The sequence below is a fragment of the Priestia sp. MDV22-iso46 genome (assembly GCF_058629175.1).
On record NZ_JBZVWT010000001.1, the window covers coordinates 227,979 to 245,070 of the forward strand.

At 40.5% G+C, this 17,092-nt stretch carries 14 protein-coding genes, 1 pseudogene and 1 other annotated feature; of the genes and pseudogenes, 12 read left to right on the forward strand and 3 right to left on the reverse strand.

Going from position 1 to position 17,092, the window contains the following annotated elements; genetic code table 11:
* Positions 1-482: 482 nt before the first annotated feature.
* Together AC4NPH_RS01205 and ileS are read left to right on the forward strand one after the other, a co-directional pair.
* Positions 483-1,835: pseudogene (locus tag AC4NPH_RS01205) on the forward strand (FAD-binding oxidoreductase).
* 235 nt (positions 1,836-2,070) lie between these two features.
* Positions 2,071-2,313 (forward strand) — a binding site (T-box leader).
* Between the two features lie 52 nt (positions 2,314-2,365).
* Complete coding sequence (gene ileS / locus AC4NPH_RS01210; RefSeq protein WP_098314999.1) at positions 2,366-5,464, forward strand: isoleucine--tRNA ligase; 3,099 nt, start codon at positions 2,366-2,368, stop codon at positions 5,462-5,464.
* Positions 5,465-5,782: 318 nt separating this feature from the next.
* Here the strand turns inward: ileS and AC4NPH_RS01215 are convergent, their stop codons facing one another.
* A complete protein-coding gene (locus tag AC4NPH_RS01215) occupies positions 5,783-6,286 on the reverse strand; it encodes an immunoglobulin-like domain-containing protein (RefSeq protein WP_098196598.1) in 504 nt (167 codons plus the stop codon).
* Positions 6,287-6,395: 109 nt separating this feature from the next.
* On the opposite strand from AC4NPH_RS01215, the gene AC4NPH_RS01220 reads away from it, so the two are divergent.
* The 3 genes from AC4NPH_RS01220 to AC4NPH_RS01230 all read left to right on the forward strand — a co-directional run bounded on the left by AC4NPH_RS01220 (position 6,396) and on the right by AC4NPH_RS01230 (position 8,070).
* Positions 6,396-7,103 carry a Type 1 glutamine amidotransferase-like domain-containing protein gene (locus tag AC4NPH_RS01220; protein WP_098196597.1) on the forward strand — a complete coding sequence of 236 codons (708 nt, stop codon included), beginning with the start codon at positions 6,396-6,398 and terminating at the stop codon, positions 7,101-7,103.
* Positions 7,104-7,187: 84 nt separating this feature from the next.
* The gene (locus tag AC4NPH_RS01225) at positions 7,188-7,772 is read left to right on the forward strand and encodes a hypothetical protein (RefSeq protein WP_098314998.1); all 585 of its coding nucleotides are present in this window, start codon (positions 7,188-7,190) and stop codon (positions 7,770-7,772) included.
* Positions 7,773-7,827: 55 nt separating this feature from the next.
* On the forward strand, positions 7,828-8,070 hold the full coding sequence (locus AC4NPH_RS01230; RefSeq protein WP_223268895.1) for a hypothetical protein: 243 nt from the start codon (positions 7,828-7,830) through the stop codon (positions 8,068-8,070).
* A gap of 54 nt (positions 8,071-8,124) precedes the next feature.
* Here AC4NPH_RS01230 and AC4NPH_RS01235 read toward each other — a convergent pair whose 3' ends face one another.
* The gene (locus tag AC4NPH_RS01235; RefSeq protein WP_098314997.1) at positions 8,125-8,790 is read right to left on the reverse strand and encodes a cupin domain-containing protein; all 666 of its coding nucleotides are present in this window, start codon (positions 8,788-8,790) and stop codon (positions 8,125-8,127) included.
* Positions 8,791-9,020: 230 nt separating this feature from the next.
* Here AC4NPH_RS01235 and AC4NPH_RS01240 point away from each other — a divergent pair, with 230 nt between their 5' ends.
* From AC4NPH_RS01240 to AC4NPH_RS01260, 5 genes are all read left to right on the forward strand, one after another.
* On the forward strand, positions 9,021-9,851 hold the full coding sequence (locus AC4NPH_RS01240; protein ID WP_057273340.1) for a hypothetical protein: 831 nt from the start codon (positions 9,021-9,023) through the stop codon (positions 9,849-9,851).
* 140 nt (positions 9,852-9,991) lie between these two features.
* The gene (locus AC4NPH_RS01245; protein WP_098314995.1) at positions 9,992-10,876 is read left to right on the forward strand and encodes a superoxide dismutase; all 885 of its coding nucleotides are present in this window, start codon (positions 9,992-9,994) and stop codon (positions 10,874-10,876) included.
* Positions 10,877-11,034: 158 nt separating this feature from the next.
* Positions 11,035-11,169, forward strand: a complete 135-nt coding sequence (locus AC4NPH_RS01250; protein WP_013057421.1) for a hypothetical protein — start codon at positions 11,035-11,037, stop codon at positions 11,167-11,169.
* A gap of 325 nt (positions 11,170-11,494) precedes the next feature.
* On the forward strand, positions 11,495-12,052 hold the full coding sequence (locus AC4NPH_RS01255) for a 3D domain-containing protein (protein ID WP_013057420.1): 558 nt from the start codon (positions 11,495-11,497) through the stop codon (positions 12,050-12,052).
* A 279-nt stretch (positions 12,053-12,331) separates the two neighbouring features.
* Positions 12,332-13,819, forward strand: a complete 1,488-nt coding sequence (locus AC4NPH_RS01260; RefSeq protein WP_041816573.1) for a DHA2 family efflux MFS transporter permease subunit — start codon at positions 12,332-12,334, stop codon at positions 13,817-13,819.
* 32 nt (positions 13,820-13,851) lie between these two features.
* Here AC4NPH_RS01260 and AC4NPH_RS01265 read toward each other — a convergent pair whose 3' ends face one another.
* Positions 13,852-14,532 carry a YetF domain-containing protein gene (locus tag AC4NPH_RS01265; protein ID WP_013057418.1) on the reverse strand — a complete coding sequence of 227 codons (681 nt, stop codon included), beginning with the start codon at positions 14,530-14,532 and terminating at the stop codon, positions 13,852-13,854.
* Positions 14,533-14,690: 158 nt separating this feature from the next.
* On the opposite strand from AC4NPH_RS01265, the gene AC4NPH_RS01270 reads away from it, so the two are divergent.
* Both AC4NPH_RS01270 and scpC read left to right on the forward strand, forming a co-directional pair.
* A complete protein-coding gene (locus tag AC4NPH_RS01270; protein ID WP_053487354.1) occupies positions 14,691-15,335 on the forward strand; it encodes a LytTR family DNA-binding domain-containing protein in 645 nt (214 codons plus the stop codon).
* A 132-nt stretch (positions 15,336-15,467) separates the two neighbouring features.
* Positions 15,468-16,982, forward strand: a complete 1,515-nt coding sequence (gene scpC, locus AC4NPH_RS01275; protein WP_013057416.1) for a succinyl-CoA:acetate CoA-transferase ScpC — start codon at positions 15,468-15,470, stop codon at positions 16,980-16,982.
* Positions 16,983-17,092: the final 110 nt, after the last annotated feature.

Genomic DNA, 17,092 nt, shown 5'->3' on the forward strand with positions numbered 1-17,092 from the left:
TTGATGTGTTGGAGAGGTATGAGTATCTCTTTTACTAATTCGTTAGGAGCTGGATTATGTAGGTGAATATTAGAGTAAAGGCTTCGTCAGTATATAAAAATATAACGAGGATAGGAGGAGGATACGTTTGATTGGCAGTGTGGGCATTTAATATGCACATACTCTGTTTATAATGGGTGATGAGAAAGTTAGAAAGTACAAACTTCAAAAAGGCTTGAAGCAAAAGGCGTTAATCTTAATTAAAGATAATATAGAATTAAAAAGTAATAATTTAATAGTTAATATACTTGTTATGGTACTGCAAAGAAGCAGGCTAATCTACAACACGAAAGTTATCACGTCAAAAATAAATTAGCACACTTATCCAGAACCCCTCCAGTAAGTTTTCTACTCTCTATTTCTTCCCTTTAAACTGTGTGTCTTTTTTGAAGAAAATTCATAGGATATAGCATCTTATCTGTATTATGTGAGAAAGGGGTTATATCGTAGAGGAAACAAAGCTTACTGGACGAATCGTTACACCTGATGATGCGGAATATGAACAGGCTAGAACAAATAATAATTTAGGTGTGCCTAAATTTCCGAGAATAATTGTATTTTGTCAGAATACAAACGATGTATTAAATGCATTGAAGTGGGTAAAGGTGAATCATGTCCCATTTCGAATAAGGAGCGGCAGGCATAGCTATGAAAATTTTTCACTAGTAAACGGTGGATTAGTGATTGATGTCAGTGAAATGGATAGAATCACGTTCAACTCTAAAGACATGACAGCGAAAATAGAAGCAGGAGCTAATCTAGGGAAAGTATATAATGAATTATGGAAAAAGGGAACGACTATCCCTGCAGGAACGGAAAGCAGTGTTGGTCTTGTAGGCCTTGTACTTGGCGGAGGAATTGGGATGTTATCAAGGCTGTTTGGGCTTACTTGTGATAATTTGCTTGAAGTTGAAATGGCAATAGTCAACGAACAGAGAGAAGTTGAACTCATTAAGGCAAATAAAAGTCACAATAGTGATCTCTTTTGGGCTTGTTGTGGGGGTGGGGGCGGAAACTTTGGTATTGTTACGTCTCTTACCTTTAAGGTGCAGCCTATCTCAAAGGTGTCAATCTTCTCTATTACATGGGAATGGGAAGATTTTGAAGCTGCTTTTGATGCATGGCAGCACTGGGCCACGAATACCGATAAGCGCTTAACTTCGGAAATCGAGTTAAAATCGAAAGAAGCAAATCAGATTATCGCTCAAGGTGAATTCGTTGGTTCATCATTCAAGTTGAAGGAACTTCTGCAGCCTTTAATAGATGCTGGTTGTCCTAAAAAAGTAGTAATAAAGGAAGTTTCATATATTGAAGCTGTGCAATTTTTTGACGATCCGAGCGGAAACCAACCCGACCCTCGGAAAAGGTCAGGTTCTTTTCTTAATAAACCTTTTCCAAAAGACGCTATTTTAACAATGAAGCATTTTTTAGAAAATGCTCCAAATGAAAAATCTAGTATTTGGCATCAGTCTCTTGGAGGAGCAGTAGAGGAAGTTGCCTCTAATGAAACGGCCTTCTATTATAGAGATGCTATTATCGCACAGGAGTACCTTGCTATATAGAGCCATCCTTCAGAAGAGCGAGCAAACATTCGGTGGATTGAAGAATTAAGGAATGCTTTATCGAGATATACAACTGGAGATTATGTGAACTGGCCGGACCGGTTCATCAGAGATTGGCCAACGGCGTATTATGGAGAGAATTTTAAAAAGCTTCGAGAAGTGAAACGAGCATATGATCCATACAATCTATTTCATTTCCCTCAAAGCATCCCGCCGCTTATTAACTGGTTTTAAAGAGCGTCTTTCAAGTCGGAGAGCCAAATAATACCCACCTTAAATGAGGTGGTTTTTTGTGTATATTTCCTTTTCTTTTCCTGAGAGCGTGAAAAAGGCAGAAAATATTGTAGCAAACAGCAGTAAGCGGTTATTTTATCATTGGACGACTATATTATAAGGAGAAACATACATAAATATCATAAACATTGACATTCCCTTCCAAAACGCATACAATAGCTACTAATAAAAGCACACAAATTCGTTGAAGAGAATCAGTACGCTGCAAGTTTGTTCCACAGAGAGCCGGTGATAGCTGAAAGCCGGTGTTCAAGCCGCAGGGGAATATCCTCTCTGAGAAGTCAAACTGAACGATAAGTAAGTTTGAACGGTAGTCTACCGTTAAAAAGAACGCGTATGATTGTACGTTGCTGAGTGCTATTGATGAACGGATCAATAGAAGCCAGGGTGGTACCGCGGTTTAATACCCGTCCCTAGTCATAGGGACGGGTTTCTTTGTGTGCTTTTAACTTTAAAAGGAGTGGTATCACATGAAAGAAGTGAATGTAAGGGAGTCTTCGCAAGAGCGCGAACAGCGTATCCAGCAGCAGTGGCAAAAAGGAAATGTGTTTCAGCAGTCGGTTCAAAATCGAGAAGGGCATCCTTCGTTTGTATTTTATGAAGGGCCTCCTACAGCAAACGGTTTGCCTCACGTTGGGCACGCGCTAGGCCGGACGATTAAAGACGTGGTGGCTCGTTATAAGACGATGACAGGGCATCAAGTGATTCGAAAAGCAGGCTGGGATACGCACGGACTGCCGGTGGAGCTCGGTGTAGAAAAGCAGCTCGGAATATCAGGGAAGCATGACATTGAAAAATACGGCGTAGAAGCTTTTATCAACAAGTGTAAGGAAAGTGTGTTTGTGTATGAAAAGCAGTGGCGCACGTTCACGGAGCAGCTTGGCTATTGGGTTGATATGGAAGACCCTTACATCACCTTGGAGAATTCATACATTGAAAGTGTATGGAACGTGCTTGGCACGATTCATGATAAAGGACTTCTTTATAAAGGCCACCGCGTATCACCTTACTGCCCGAGCTGTCAAACGTCGCTGAGTTCGCATGAAGTAGCGCAAGGGTATAAAGATGTAAAAGATTTAACGGTAACGGTGAAATTTAAAGTGAAAAACCGCGATAATGAGTATTTTCTAGGCTGGACAACAACACCTTGGACGCTGCCGTCAAACGTGGCGCTTGCGGTGCATGAAGAGATGAACTACGTTCGCGCTGAGCAAGGCGGCAGCGTGTATATAGTGGCAGAAGCGCTCGCGGACAAAGTGTTAAAAGGAGAGTATACCGTCTTATCTCAACATAAAGGAAACGAGTTAAAAGGGATGGCTTATGAGCCGCCGTTTAATTTTGTGAACGTTGAAAAAGGGCATGAAGTGGTGACGGCTGATTACGTAACGGACCAAAGCGGAACGGGCGTTGTTCATTTAGCACCTGCTTACGGCGAAGATGATTACAGAGTGGTAAAAGAAAACGGCTTTTCGTTTGTGAACGTGGTGGATGAAAAAGGACAGTACACGGCTGAAGTGCCGCCGTTTCAAGGACGTTTTGTGAAGGACTGCGACGTTGATATCGTGCGTTATTTAGCGAATCAAGACGTGCTGTATCATAAAGAAAAGCATGAGCATAGCTATCCGTTTTGCTGGAGATGCGACTCGCCGCTTCTTTATTACGCAAATGAAAGCTGGTTTATCCAAACGACGGCGTTGAAGGAACAGTTTTTGAAAAACAATGAAAGCGTGACGTGGTACCCGGATCATATCAAACACGGTCGCTTTGGCAACTTTTTAGAAAATATGGTGGACTGGAATATCAGCAGAAAACGCTACTGGGGAACGCCGCTGAACGTATGGGAATGCGGGAAATGTCAGCATCAAGTAGCCCCGAAAAGCATCAAAGAGCTGCAAAATCATGCGTCTCATTCTGTGGATGACAGCATTGAACTTCATAAGCCTTATGTAGATGACGTGCAGCTGACGTGTCCGGTCTGCAGCGGAGAAATGAAGCGAACGCCGGAAGTAATTGACGTTTGGTTTGACAGCGGCTCGATGCCGTTTGCGCAGTATCACTATCCGTTTGAAAACAACGAGCTGTTTCAAAAGCAGTTTCCAGCAGACGTCATCGCAGAAGGAATTGATCAAACGCGGGGCTGGTTTTACAGCTTGATGGCAGTTTCAACGCTGTTTACAGGAAAGGCACCTTATAAGCGCGTTTTGTCTCTTGGGCACGTGTTAGATGAAAACGGTCAAAAGATGTCTAAAAGTAAAGGAAATGCGCTAGATCCTGTTGATCTTATTCATACATTTGGTGCCGATGCCCTTAGATGGGCGCTTTTAGCAGACAGTGCGCCTTGGAATCCGAAGAAATTTTCAGAGCGCGTTGTGCAAGAAGCGAAGTCAAAAGTCATCGATACGCTCGTGAACGTGTACGGCTTTTACGTGCTGTACGCTAAGCTTGACGGCTATAATCCCGAGCAAACGTATGAATTGAAAAAAACAAAATTGGATGAGTGGATTCTTTCACGTTTGCACAGCACGGTTAAGCGAGCAACAGTACATCTTGAAGATTACGGGTTTACAAGCGCCGCTCGTGAAATCGCGGCATTTATTGAAGAGCTAAGCAACTGGTATGTACGACGTTCACGCGACCGCTTTTGGTCAGAAGGGATGGACGGAGAAAAAGCAGGGGCTTACGATACGCTTCATGAAGTGTTAGTCACGCTTAGTCAGCTGTTAGCACCGTTTACGCCGTTTGTTGCGGATGATATTCATGAAAATCTGACAGGAAAAAGCGTTCATTTGGCAGACTATCCTGTGTATGATCAAACCAAAGTGAATGAAAAGCTGGAAAAAGAAATGGCAGCGGTACTGCAAGTAGTTGAACTAGGCCGAAGCATCCGAAATACGCATTCGTTAAAAGTAAAGCAGCCTCTGCAAAGTCTTTCGCTTGTGGTAACGGAAGAAGATGTAGAGTGGGAAGTGTACCGTGATGTCATCAAAGATGAGCTTAATGTGAAGAACTTTAACGTGGAGCAAGATGACGACAAGCTTGTTTCATACGTATTAAAACTGGATTTTAAACAGGCGGGGCCAAAGTTTGGAAAACAAGTGAATGAGGTCAACCAAGTGTTAAAAAACCTTTCAGAAGAGCAAGGAAAAGAGTTTGTTGAACAAGGCAAGCTGAGTGTTACGCTTGCTTCAGGAGAAAACCTAACGCTTGAAACGGCAGACGTACTCGTTGAAAAAGTGCCAAAAGAAGGTTTTGCGGTTGCATCAAACGGGACGTATACTGCGGTGTTGGATACTGCGTTAACTGAAGAACTCGTGCAGGAAGGAGTCGCTCGTGAAGTAATTCGAGCGGTTCAAGACTATCGTAAAAAGCTGGATTTACCCGTGAATTTACGTATCGATTTGGAGCTTAGCGGAGACGAAGAAGTGCAGAAAGCTGTCGAGAAGTTTGAAACGCTGCTTCAAGAAAATCTTCTGCTGCACAGTCTCAGTGTGAAAGAAGCCATCAAAAACGGAGAGACGGTAAAAGTCGGAACAAAGCAAGTTACGCTTCGTATTTTAAATCAGATCTGATAAAGATAGGCAAAGATAAGTTGAAGTAATGTATGAACGGTTTATCGATTAACCGTTCGTTTTTTCTGTTTTTATAGTGAATGTAGCTGCTTCTAGCTGTGGATTGGAGGGCAAGACGAAGACTCCTGCGAGAAAAGCAGAACAGGTGAGACCCCGCAGGAGCATCAGCGACGAGGAGGCTCACCGGCCGCCCGCGGAAAGCGAAGTCTTGCACGGAAATCAACAGCGGGATAACAAGCAATTCATACTAATCATTCACCCGATTTGTTCGTCTTTAGGTGAGATGAATTTCGGTATTTCTAAATCTCTCTTTTACCTTTAATCAAACTGCCCGAGAACATTCTTAAGGCTCGGCCAAACAATTTCAAAAGGAGCCGCTAACACATACTCTTTTCCGTTTTCATCTTTAAAGTGCTCCACAAAACGGTATTTTCCTACCTTGTAGTTAGGAGTTGCGATATCTAGTTTGAGTGATTTCCCTGGCTTCAGCATGACAGTTTTATCAGGGAACTCTAATCCGTTTAGCACAACTTTGTACCACTTGCCGTCTTTTAAGTGATCCGCCGTATTTTCGTAAGGAATCGTTAAGGTATGCGTCGAATTGTTTTGAATAACAAAAAAGCCAAACTGCGTTTTATCGTATTTTTTACTGACAGCAGATAGCGTAATAGTTCCCCCGTCAGTGTTAATGGAAGATGGGATGTCTTTTTCTTGTTTGGCTCCTAAATCCATTTTTTGACCGTTATAATCGATATAGCCAAAGATACAAAACAAGATAATAAAAATGCCTAGTATTAGTAAAAGGGTTCGTACTATTTTCAAAAGCTTTGCACCACCTTTTTGTCACTCTTCCATTATACGGAAAGTCATCGATGAGAAATAGTATGAATTTACCTTTTATCTATGACCTTTTTTGAAAGGAAGGATGGAAATGAGACAAATTATAGCCATGGGAGGCGGAGGCTTTTCAATGGAGCCGGATAATTTGCTGCTGGATCAATACATACTTTCACAAGCTCATACGAACGTACCAAAGATCTGCTTTATCGCTACAGCAAGCGGAGATGCGGATAATTATGTAGAAAGGTTTTATGAAGCGTTTGAGAAGTTAATATGCACACCGTCTCATTTATCGCTGTTTTCTCAAAACTTTATAGATTTAAAAGCATATGTACTGCAGCAAGATATTTTGTATATAGGCGGCGGTAATACAAGGAATATGCTTCTTTTATGGAAAGAATGGGGACTGGATACGATTTTAAAAGCAGCTTATAAAAAAGGAATTATTTTGGCAGGAATAAGCGCAGGTTCAATTTGCTGGTTTGAAGAAGGCGTCACCGATTCAATGAACAACAAACTGTCTAAAATCGACTGTTTAGGGTTTTTAACGGGAAGCAACTGTCCTCACTATGACGGAGAAAGCAATCGAAGACCTTCGTATCATGAATTAATTGCAAGCGGGGAAATGAAAGAAGGCTATGCTGTAGATGATGGAGTCGCGCTGCATTTTAAAGATGAGAAGCTATCCGCATCAGTTAGCTCAAGACCAACAGCAAAAGCGTATGCTGTTAATCGAAAAGCAAGTAAAGTCATTGAGCATGAACTCCCGGTGACGTATTTAGGTGATGGCAAGCAATAAATGGCCGCTTCCCGTGTTTCTCTGTATAAAATGGAGCTTATTCGTACATACATAAGCAGAGACTCTATATAGGAGGTTACTTCAGTGAGTTATGAACGATACTGGGGAAACATATATGAACAAAGCGATAAGCTGCAGGAGTTATTATCGTCGTATTGGCATCAGTATTCAGATTTTGGAAACTGGCAGTTTTGGGTGGTGCTTGCTTCGCTCGTTCTTCCTCTTGTGTTGTTGTATTTTACCGTAGACCGGATGCGGATTTTTGAGGTGTTTTTCTTCGGTTACACAGTGCATATGCTTTGGGCATATATTGATATTGCACTTGGACGAAGCGGTTATTTGACGCATACATTTTTCTTAACGCCTCTGCTTCCGAACGCAACAAATATTACGGCTTCTATTTTGCCGGTAGGATTTCTGCTGCTTTATCAATATTGTACAAATCATCAAAAGAATTTTTATCTGTGTACAATTCTTTTGAGCGCTGTTTTTTCGTTTGGACTGGCGCCTCTTGAACATCATTTTAAATTTATTGATTCAAGAAAAGGAATGAGTTTGTTTTATATTTTCCTTATTGATATAGGAATAACGCTAGTGGCGTACTGGGTTACAAGGCTGCTTGTGAAAGCAAAAGCCGCAGCCTATCGTACAGCGGAAAAAGAACGCTGAAAAAATGTTTTAAAATGATTAGTTAAGGGTATACATACACTTAAGACAAATCGAGGTGAAAAAATTGTATTACTATCGCATTTCAGAAGGACAAGACGAAATGTACTCTGAGACAATTGTTGTCCATGAAGAACAGTTTGATCAAGGTACATTCGAAGAAATGGTAAAAGAAGCGATGGTCGATAAGCCCGGCAAAATCGACCAGGTGGACATTGTGAAATATTTAATTGGACATTATCATTTCCAAGTTGCATATATTGAAGCAGCCTTTCATAGCACGTATATAGAAGAACAATAATGTTATGTATTCGTTAAGAAACCCCGTTGCATTGGCAGCGGGGTTTTCTTGTCTTTACCAATATCGATAGTAATAGGGGTTTTGAGGGGAGTAATAAGGATTCTGAGGCGGAGGATACTTATAAGGAGGCGTCTCGTGGCTAGCGGAGCCTGCTTGTTTTTTCTGTTTGTAAGGCCCTTTTTCTACGCATTCGTCCGTTGGTCCAATCACGATAGTTTGATTCTTTAACGGAGCCAGCGTTTTCTTTAGCTGCTCCGGATCTAAGCAGTACGTATGAGCAAGTACTTCAATAGGCGTCTTATTTAAAATATCCGATCCAAAAATGTATTCCGGATACGGAGCGTCAAAAATGGCAAGTAAATGCGTATTGTCTTCAGACGCAATTTCCCAGTGCCACCAGCCTTGAGGGATATTGGCTACTTGCCCCGGAGCAATTGGAATATTTGTCACTTCATTGTTAAACGGGTTGATTAATGAAACGACGGCTGATCCTGAAATGCAGTAGACAAGCTCCGAGGCATTTTGATGATAGTGCGGTTCGACCACGCGGCTTTCGCTTAAGTAAATATCGAGCAATGATACGTTTCCTAATGTATTGAGCACATCCCGGCCTAATCGGTTAATGTAATTTTGATCATTTCGCGTATTAAGTCTGTTTTTATTTACATCAGAGAAGTATTGTACGTTCGGATTATTATAATCCATATAGGACGTTGACAAGGGTCTCCAGCTCCTATCCTTGAATTTTTTATGATGCTGTATCGTATGTGGAGAGTTTTATTTCGTGACAGAAGCCCAGGAAGATGTAGGCAACGGCCTCTTTTGGATAAGGTGTACAATCATTTGTCCGCTGGTTTTCATATACTGTGACAGGTTCTTTTTTCACAGAACCATGATCAATGTCAGACACATATGACGTATCATTTTAAGGAAAGTGAGTTGCAGAGCTGTTGCTTGATCAATATGAAAAAATAAATAGTACGTATGATAAGATAGATGAACTTCAGCTGCCATTTGATAAGCCTGTTTTAGTGGCGATCGAGTGGAACGGAGTGCTGTTTGAGTTTTTAGTCAGATTAAAAAAAGAGTCTTCGCATTTGCTTGTGTTTGGTTCAGGCGGAGGAGCAAGTCAGGAAATGCCGGCAGGACCTCCATATTTTCAGCGGCATTCGTGGATGAATGAATTTGAAGATTCGATTATTTATTACAACGACCCCACGCTTTATTTAGGAAAAGTGTCGCTTGCGTGGGGACAAGGGACGAGCAATCGTTTTTATTTAAAAGACATTGCGGTTTTAATTGAAAAATTCATGAAAAAAGCGCAGGTGAATTCGTCTAACGTGCTGTTTTACGGATCTTCAGGCGGCGGCTTTATGTCGATGTTTTTGGCGGGGTACGTAAAAGGAGCAAAAGCGCTTGTTAATAATCCGCAGACCTGCTTGACAAAGTGGCTGAAAACGCCGGTTCGGCAAGTGTTTAATTTATCTTATCCCAACCTGACAGAAGAGGAAGTGATAGTCTCATACGGTGAGCGAATCAACGTAGTGAAGTTTTTTAGCCATATTAACTATGTGCCAAAGATATATTATTTGCAAAACGGGGCGTTTGAATATGATATGAACAATCACTTGCTTCCATTTTTAACGGATTTGCAGCATATGCCAGACGGCTGTGAAATCAATAATATAAAAGTGGACCTTTATTACAATCCAAAGCTGAAGCACGCGGCTGTTAGTAAGCAAGAAACGATTGATTATGTGAATATGGCAAAGAATATATAAGAAAAAAGGCAAGAGTTCAAGTGTAAAGGAACCTTTGCCTTTTTTATGTCGAATTTTCTAACTCAATAGATACAAGTAGGCAGTTATGTTGCTTTTTCTTTTGAATATGATAGTGAAGATGAGGTGTAAGGAGGGGAAGTATGGCCGATCAAGATGAGAGAAAAAGATACTTGATGGAAGTTCAGACCTGGCTTGAACAAGTGTGTGACCCTGTATTTGAAGAAGCCATTACAGAAGTAGATATAACGTCATATATCACGCGCACGCAAGAAGACGTTCTTGAATATTTAAGTGAAGAAGATGTTAACGAATATACGTTAGAAGAAATCAACAATGCGGTGCGGCATATTGATAAAGTTTTAAAAGAGCGACTTGGAGATGACGGCAGGGAGCGGGAATCTATAGCGCCGGGACGACACGAGCTGCCGCCGCTTGGCTATAGCTATTCAGCTCTTGAGCCGTATATTAACCGGGAAATTATGCGTCTTCATCACAGCAAGCATCACCAAAGCTATGTCGATGGATTAAATAAAGCAGAGCTCATGCTGCAGCAAGCCCGTAACACAAATAATTTTGACCTCATAAAACACTGGGAACGGGAAGCTGCTTTTCATGGATCTGGTCATTATCTGCATACAATCTTTTGGGAAATTATGAGTCCAGAAGGAGGAGGAAGACCGAGACGACAGCTGTTGCAGCAGCTTCAAAAAGACTTTGGCAGCTATGAGAAATTTATGATGCACTTTTCTCAAGCTGCTAAAAAAGTAGAAGGTGTGGGGTGGGCAATTTTAGTATGGTCCCCGCGTTCGCGCAAGCTCGAAGTTCTGCAAGCGGAGCGTCATCAGCTGCTTACGCAGTGGGACACCATTCCGCTGCTTGTATTAGACGTATGGGAACACGCTTATTATTTGCAGTACAAAAATGAACGTGATCCGTACGTTGACAACTGGTGGAAAATAGTTTACTGGCCGAATGTAGAAAAAAGGTTTGAGGCAGCTAAAATGCTTCAGTGGCAGCCATATTGAAAATTAGTGTAACCATTATAATTTAAAGATAAAAGAAGCTGGGACCACAGTATTTTAATTGAAGTAAAATCCGAACGAGTTTGATTCTTGATTGAGAATCAAACTCGTTCGGATTTTTTCATTGTTATGACAATCATGTATGTAGTGGCTTCTAGCTGTTGATTGGAGAGCAAGACGAAGATTCCTGCGGGAATAGCGGAACAGATGAGACCCCGCAGGAGCGTAAGCGACGAGGAGGCTCATCGCCCGCCCGCGGAAAGCGAAGTCTTGCACGGAAATCAGCAGCGGTGTAAAAAGTGATTTATATTAGATCCTTTATTTCATTTTTTTTAAATAAACTATGTTCTAAATAATCAAATTAAAATAAAGCATAAGCCTCTAGAACCAGTTGAATGTTACAAATGAAACAATTACGTATAAACGTGTGTAAAACCCCCGTTATATGCCTAAATATGTATGTTTTTAAAGTGTGAAGGTGATTATTTTACTAGTTTAAAAGGAAGAATATTTATTTTTACTGTAACTAAACTATCAAACTATTGACATGTTACTGAAATATAACTGTAATATTCATGTGTTATTTTTTATGTATTGGTAGATAAAGGGGAAATCAATTACATGAAAAAGACAATGATTACGTTCAGTTTAGTTCTAATGTCACTGTTCGGAGTGGCAAGTGGTGCATCAGCTGCAACAAATACATATACAGTAAAAAGCGGAGATTCGCTATACAAAATTGCAAAGACATATAAAGTATCGGTTAGTCAGCTGAAACAGTGGAATAACTTAAAGTCAGACAGCATTCATCCAAAACAAGTATTAAAAGTATCTCAAGCAAAATCAAGCACGCCTGCTAAAGCAGCGCCTGCGAAGTCTTCAAACGTTGTGAAAGAATTTAAAGTAACAGCAACAGCGTACACAGCGAACTGCAAAGGCTGCAGCGGAAAAACAGCGATTGGAATTGACTTGAAAAAGAATCCAAATCAAAAAGTGATTTCTGTCGATCCAAAAGTGATCAAACTTGGTTCAAAAGTATACGTAGAAGGTTACGGCACGGCAATCGCAGCTGATACGGGCGGTGCGATTAAAGGAAATAAAATTGACGTTCTTCTTCCTTCTCAAAAAGAAGCGTTAAAATGGGGAAGAAAAACAGTAAAAGTTCAAATCTTAAAATAAGTATTTCTTAAGGAAATGAGAGCCTTCGTTGAAGGGCTCTCATTTTTTTCTTCATTAAAGGGCATGCTACTTTATATATACTGATGGAAAAGTTTTACGAAAATGATCATATTTGTTGACAAATATTTCGGAAACAGATATATTTATCCGGTATATAATTAAGTTCATTAAATATTCGTGACATAAATTAATAGAATGAACACATAAAATATATTCTTAACCTGTTTGTCATCTGAAGATTTACATACAGATAATTTTAAAGGGAAAGGTCTTGTTAAAATGAATACACAAACACAACAGTCCGATCAAGCCCGAACTCGGTCTATTTTTGGCGTAATGATAATGGGAGCGCTCGTCGCTTTTTTAAATCAAACGCTGATTAACATTGCGCTTCCGCAAATGATGGATCATTTCCATGTAACGGCGGCTACGGGCAACTGGTTAACAACCATCTTTATGTTAGTAAACGGAATTGTTATTCCAATTACAGCATTTTTAATGAATCGATTTACTACAAGGCAGCTGTATATTACAGCAATGGGTCTGTTTACAGTAGGAACACTGCTTTGCGGTATTGCACCGACATTTTCCGTTATTTTAGTGGGACGCGTCGTGCAAGCAGCAGGAGCTGGGATTTTATTTCCGTTAATTACCAACGTTATCTTTACGTTATTCCCGCCTGACCGACGCGGTTTTGCGATGGGAATTTTTGGTGTAGCGATGAACTTCGCACCAGCAGTAGGTCCGACACTTTCTGGTTTAATAGTTGAGCACTACTCATGGCGCGTTTTATTCTTTATGATGTTTCCAATTGCACTTATTAACGTAATTGCGGCGATTATTTTAGTGAAAAACGTGACAGAAACAAGCCGACCTAAGCTAGACGTGCTTGGCGTTATTTTATCAACAATTGGATTTGGCGGCTTGCTGTATGCGTTCGCTACGGGCGGTACAAAGGGCTGGACCAGCACTGAAGTACTAGCCATGTTCATTGTAGGCGGTATTTCAATTCTGTTCTTTATTTTCCGTCAGTTAAAAATCGATCAGCCGCTTCTTGAATTCCGTATTTTCCGTTACCGTATGTTCACTTTAACAACAATCATTAACGTGATTGTGACAATGGCAATGTTTTCAGGTATGATTTTAATGCCGATCTATATGCAAAACGTACGCGGTTTTTCACCGTTTCTTTCAGGCTTGCTGTTACTGCCAGGGGGAATTGTAATGGGGATTATGTCTCCGATTACAGGACGGCTGTTTGATAAGTTCGGCGCAAGATGGCTTGCTGTTATTGGTTTAGCGATTACTGTTGTGACAACATATGAATTAACAAAACTTGAAACGACAACAACATTTATGTATGTAATGATTGTTTATACTGTTCGTATGTTTGGTATGTCGCTGCTCATGATGCCAATCTTTACAGCAGGGTTAAATGAACTTGCGCTTAGCTTAAATAAATACGGCACAGCGATGGTTAATACGCTTCGAATGGTTGCTGGAGCTGTAGGAATGGCGTTCTTTGTCTCCATTATGATGAATCAAGGTGAAAAACACGTGAAAAACATCGTGATGAATCAGCAAATTTTGCCGACAGATAAAGGCAGTATGACTGAAGCCGTGAATCAAGGTACGGCAATGGGCATTAACGATGCGTTTATGATCGCAACGATTTTAAGTGTGATCGCGTTTGTTTTAGCCTTCTTTATTCGCAAAACATCACCAAAAGAAGATACCATTACAAATCGTGTGAAAAAAGCAAGCTAATAAAAAATCCGTGCCTTTTGGTACGGATTTTTTTATGAGTTAAACTTGTCTTTTTTATAGTCAATATAAAGGGATCCGTCTGACTGAACTTCAGCATAAAACACTTCATCAATTGATTTGACTCCAGCTTTTTCAATCTGCTTATGAAGCCAATTGTTATCTAAATGCAGGTCCTTCAACGCATCTTCATTCGCTTTTCCGTCGTAAATAACGCCTATTGAAGTGGGAAATAAAAGCGTTTTTGACCACGAGTTCGGCTTTTTATCTTGTTTTTGCATAACGGAAAGGTTTCCGTTGATTTCTAATATGGCGTATTCTACATCTTTTATGGAAAATACGTTTTGCTGCCTCAGCATGCCTAAAAGAGATTCAATATCTAGCCGTACTTGTTTTAATGCCTTTTCCATCACTTTTCCTTGCTTAATCACAATTTTGGGTTCGCCGGTAATAAGATGCCGTGCTTTTTTCGATTTCATTCCAATATAGCCCATAGCGATCGTTAAAAATGTCCAACCTAGCAGTGAATAAACCCCTTTATCAATCTCTACTCGCTCATCAGTGGAGAGGGAAGAAGCGATATTACCAATCGTAATTGCCGTAATAAATGTAAATACATTTAACTGGCTGATTTCTGTTTTTCCCATGAGCCGCGTTAAAAGAAGCAGCACAAAAAATGAACAGGCGATTCGAAACGTCGATTCAGCATAGCCCATACATTTCACCCTTCCTTCATTTCATTGTTTTATGTTGTGAAAAAATAGAAATTTTATACAGTTGAAAAGATAAATTCCATGCTTCTTTCCCACTCGCTTTTGCTTTTGCGCTACAATAAAGAAGCAGCGTGTTTGACTAGACAAAAGAAGGTGAAAAGATGAAACCATTTAAAGCTTCAGCATTATTAGACGTTATCAGCGAATTGTTCTCTGATGAAGCGTCGATTGCTGTTTCAGATCTAGAAACGTACGTGTATTACCGGGCAAGCAAACGAATTAATTTAAAAATTAGCCCTGGAGATCAAATCAAAAAAGGAACGATTACATATAAAGCATTAGAACGAAAGCAAAAAGTATCGGAATTTATTCACCGAGACGTGTTTGGCACGCCTTACTACGGCATGGCCGTGCCTTTTTTAGATGAAGGAGAGGTTCAAGGGTGCGTGACGGCGATTTTTCCCGCGTTAACGAGCGGAAAGTCAGTTGTGACGTTAAAGGTGAATGAGGGATGGATACCGGTTCCTTTCTCAAAAATCATCTACGTAGAAGCGCGTGACCGAAAAACATATGTGTACGCACAGAAGTATACGGGTACGCATAAATACACGTTAAATGAATTTGATTATGTGCTTCCAAAAGAAGAGTTTGTGCGCTGTCATCGTTCCTTTATCGTCAATGTGACGCAAATTCAAGAAATTTATCCTGATACACATTCAACTTTTTTATTAGTGATGAGCAACGGAGAAAAAATTCCGGTCAGTCAGTCGTACGCCAGCTATTTTCGAAAGCTGCTTGGGTTTTAACCGTCATTTTGCTTAATTATCATCAAATATGCTGTTTTATCTCTATTTTTGTCCATTTCATTCCAAAAACTCTTGTGAACGCTCTTTTTACAGTAAAATGGTAAAAAAGAGCAAAAACAAGGAGTGAACAGAATGGAAAACGTTTGCAGTCGAATTAAGCATGAAGCACTAAAGAATCGCGTTGTCTCTGCTGAAGAAGCAGCGTCTTGGATTCAAGATGGAATGACTCTTGGTCTAAGCGGTTTTACACGCGCGGGGGATGTCAAAGCTGTACCGTTTGCGCTAGCGAAACGAGCGGAAACAGAACCGATAAAAGTAAGCGTGTATACCGGTGCTTCACTTGGCTCAGATGTGGATAAGCTATTTGCAGAAAAAGGCATGTTAAACAAACGCCTTCCGTTTCAAGCGGACCCGACGATGCGTAAAAAAATTAATGAAGGTGAATTTCAGTTTATTGACCAACATTTATCGCATACTTCTGAATGGGTGCGTTCAGGCGTGTTAGATTCAATAGATTTCGCTATTTTGGAAGCGGTTTCTATCACGGATGACGGAATGATGATTCCAACAACGTCAATTGGAAATTCGATGGTATTTGCCGAGCATGCAAAATCTATTATTATTGAAATTAACACAGCGCAGCCAGAGCTGTTAGAAGGCATTCACGACCTGTATGACCCAGGCGTTCAAGGACAGCGAGATGCAATTCCTTTGAAAAAATCTGATGACCGGATTGGTTCGTTAGGCATACCAATTGATTTAGATAAAGTAAAGGGTATTGTATTTACAAATCAGCTAGATTCACCGTCTACGATTGTAGCACCTGACGAAGAAACGGTTGTGATGGCTCAAAATTTGATTTCATTTTTACGTGAAGAAATTAAAGAAGGGCGATTAACTGAATCGCTTGCTCCTTTACAATCTGGAATTGGATCTGTGGCAAATGCCGTTTTCCACGGTTTGTTAGATTCAGAGTTTCATGATTTAGAGGTGTATTCAGAAGTATTGCAGGACGCCGTGTTTGATTTATTTGACGCAGGAAAAGTTACGTTTGCTTCCTGCTGCTCAATTACGCTTTCAGCGGATAAAATGAAACAAGTTTTCTCTAATTTTGAAGCCTATCGAGATAAACTGATTCTTCGTCCGCAAGAAATTTCAAACCATCCCGAAATCATTCGTCGCTTAGGACTGATTTCAATTAATACTGCGCTAGAACTAGACATTTACGGAAACGTTAATTCAACGCATGTGATGGGAACAAAAATGATGAACGGAATCGGAGGTTCAGGGGATTTTGCCCGAAATGCGCGCCTTGGTATTTTTGTAACAAAATCAATTGCTAAAAACGGCGATATTTCAAGTATAGTGCCATTTGTTTCGCACGTTGATCATACGGAACACGATGTGGATGTGATTGTAACAGAGCAAGGATACGCAGACTTGCGCGGACTCGCCCCAAGAGAACGTGCAAAGCGCATCATTGAAAATTGTGCCCATCCAATGTACCGCGACCAGCTTATGGCGTATTACGAAGAAGCGCTCACGCGAGGCGGACAAACACCGCACGTTCTTGAAAAAGCCTTTTCTTTTCATACGTCTTATCAAAAAAATCGAACGATGCGAGAAATCGTAGTGCAAACAAATTAAAAAAATGCCTTGTCTCATCAAGAGACAAGGCGTTTTTCTGCTGAGTCAGAAACTTGTGTTTGTTATCTCTTTGAATTACGATGAAAGGGAATACATAAAGAAAACGAGGT

Excerpts from the sequence above, each read along its gene's own strand:
- AC4NPH_RS01265 (WP_013057418.1), bottom strand. The coding sequence starts at position 14,532 with ATGGGCTATGCTGAATCGACGTTTCGAATCGCCTGTTCATTTTTTGTG.
- AC4NPH_RS01255 (WP_013057420.1), top strand. The coding sequence starts at position 11,495 with ATGAAAAAGACAATGATTACGTTCAGTTTAGTTCTAATGTCACTGTTC.
- ileS (WP_098314999.1), top strand. The coding sequence starts at position 2,366 with ATGAAAGAAGTGAATGTAAGGGAGTCTTCGCAAGAGCGCGAACAGCGT.
- AC4NPH_RS01220 (WP_098196597.1), top strand. The coding sequence starts at position 6,396 with ATGAGACAAATTATAGCCATGGGAGGCGGAGGCTTTTCAATGGAGCCG.
- AC4NPH_RS01245 (WP_098314995.1), top strand. The coding sequence starts at position 9,992 with ATGGCCGATCAAGATGAGAGAAAAAGATACTTGATGGAAGTTCAGACC.
- AC4NPH_RS01270 (WP_053487354.1), top strand. The coding sequence starts at position 14,691 with ATGAAACCATTTAAAGCTTCAGCATTATTAGACGTTATCAGCGAATTG.
- scpC (WP_013057416.1), top strand. The coding sequence starts at position 15,468 with ATGGAAAACGTTTGCAGTCGAATTAAGCATGAAGCACTAAAGAATCGC.
- AC4NPH_RS01260 (WP_041816573.1), top strand. The coding sequence starts at position 12,332 with ATGAATACACAAACACAACAGTCCGATCAAGCCCGAACTCGGTCTATT.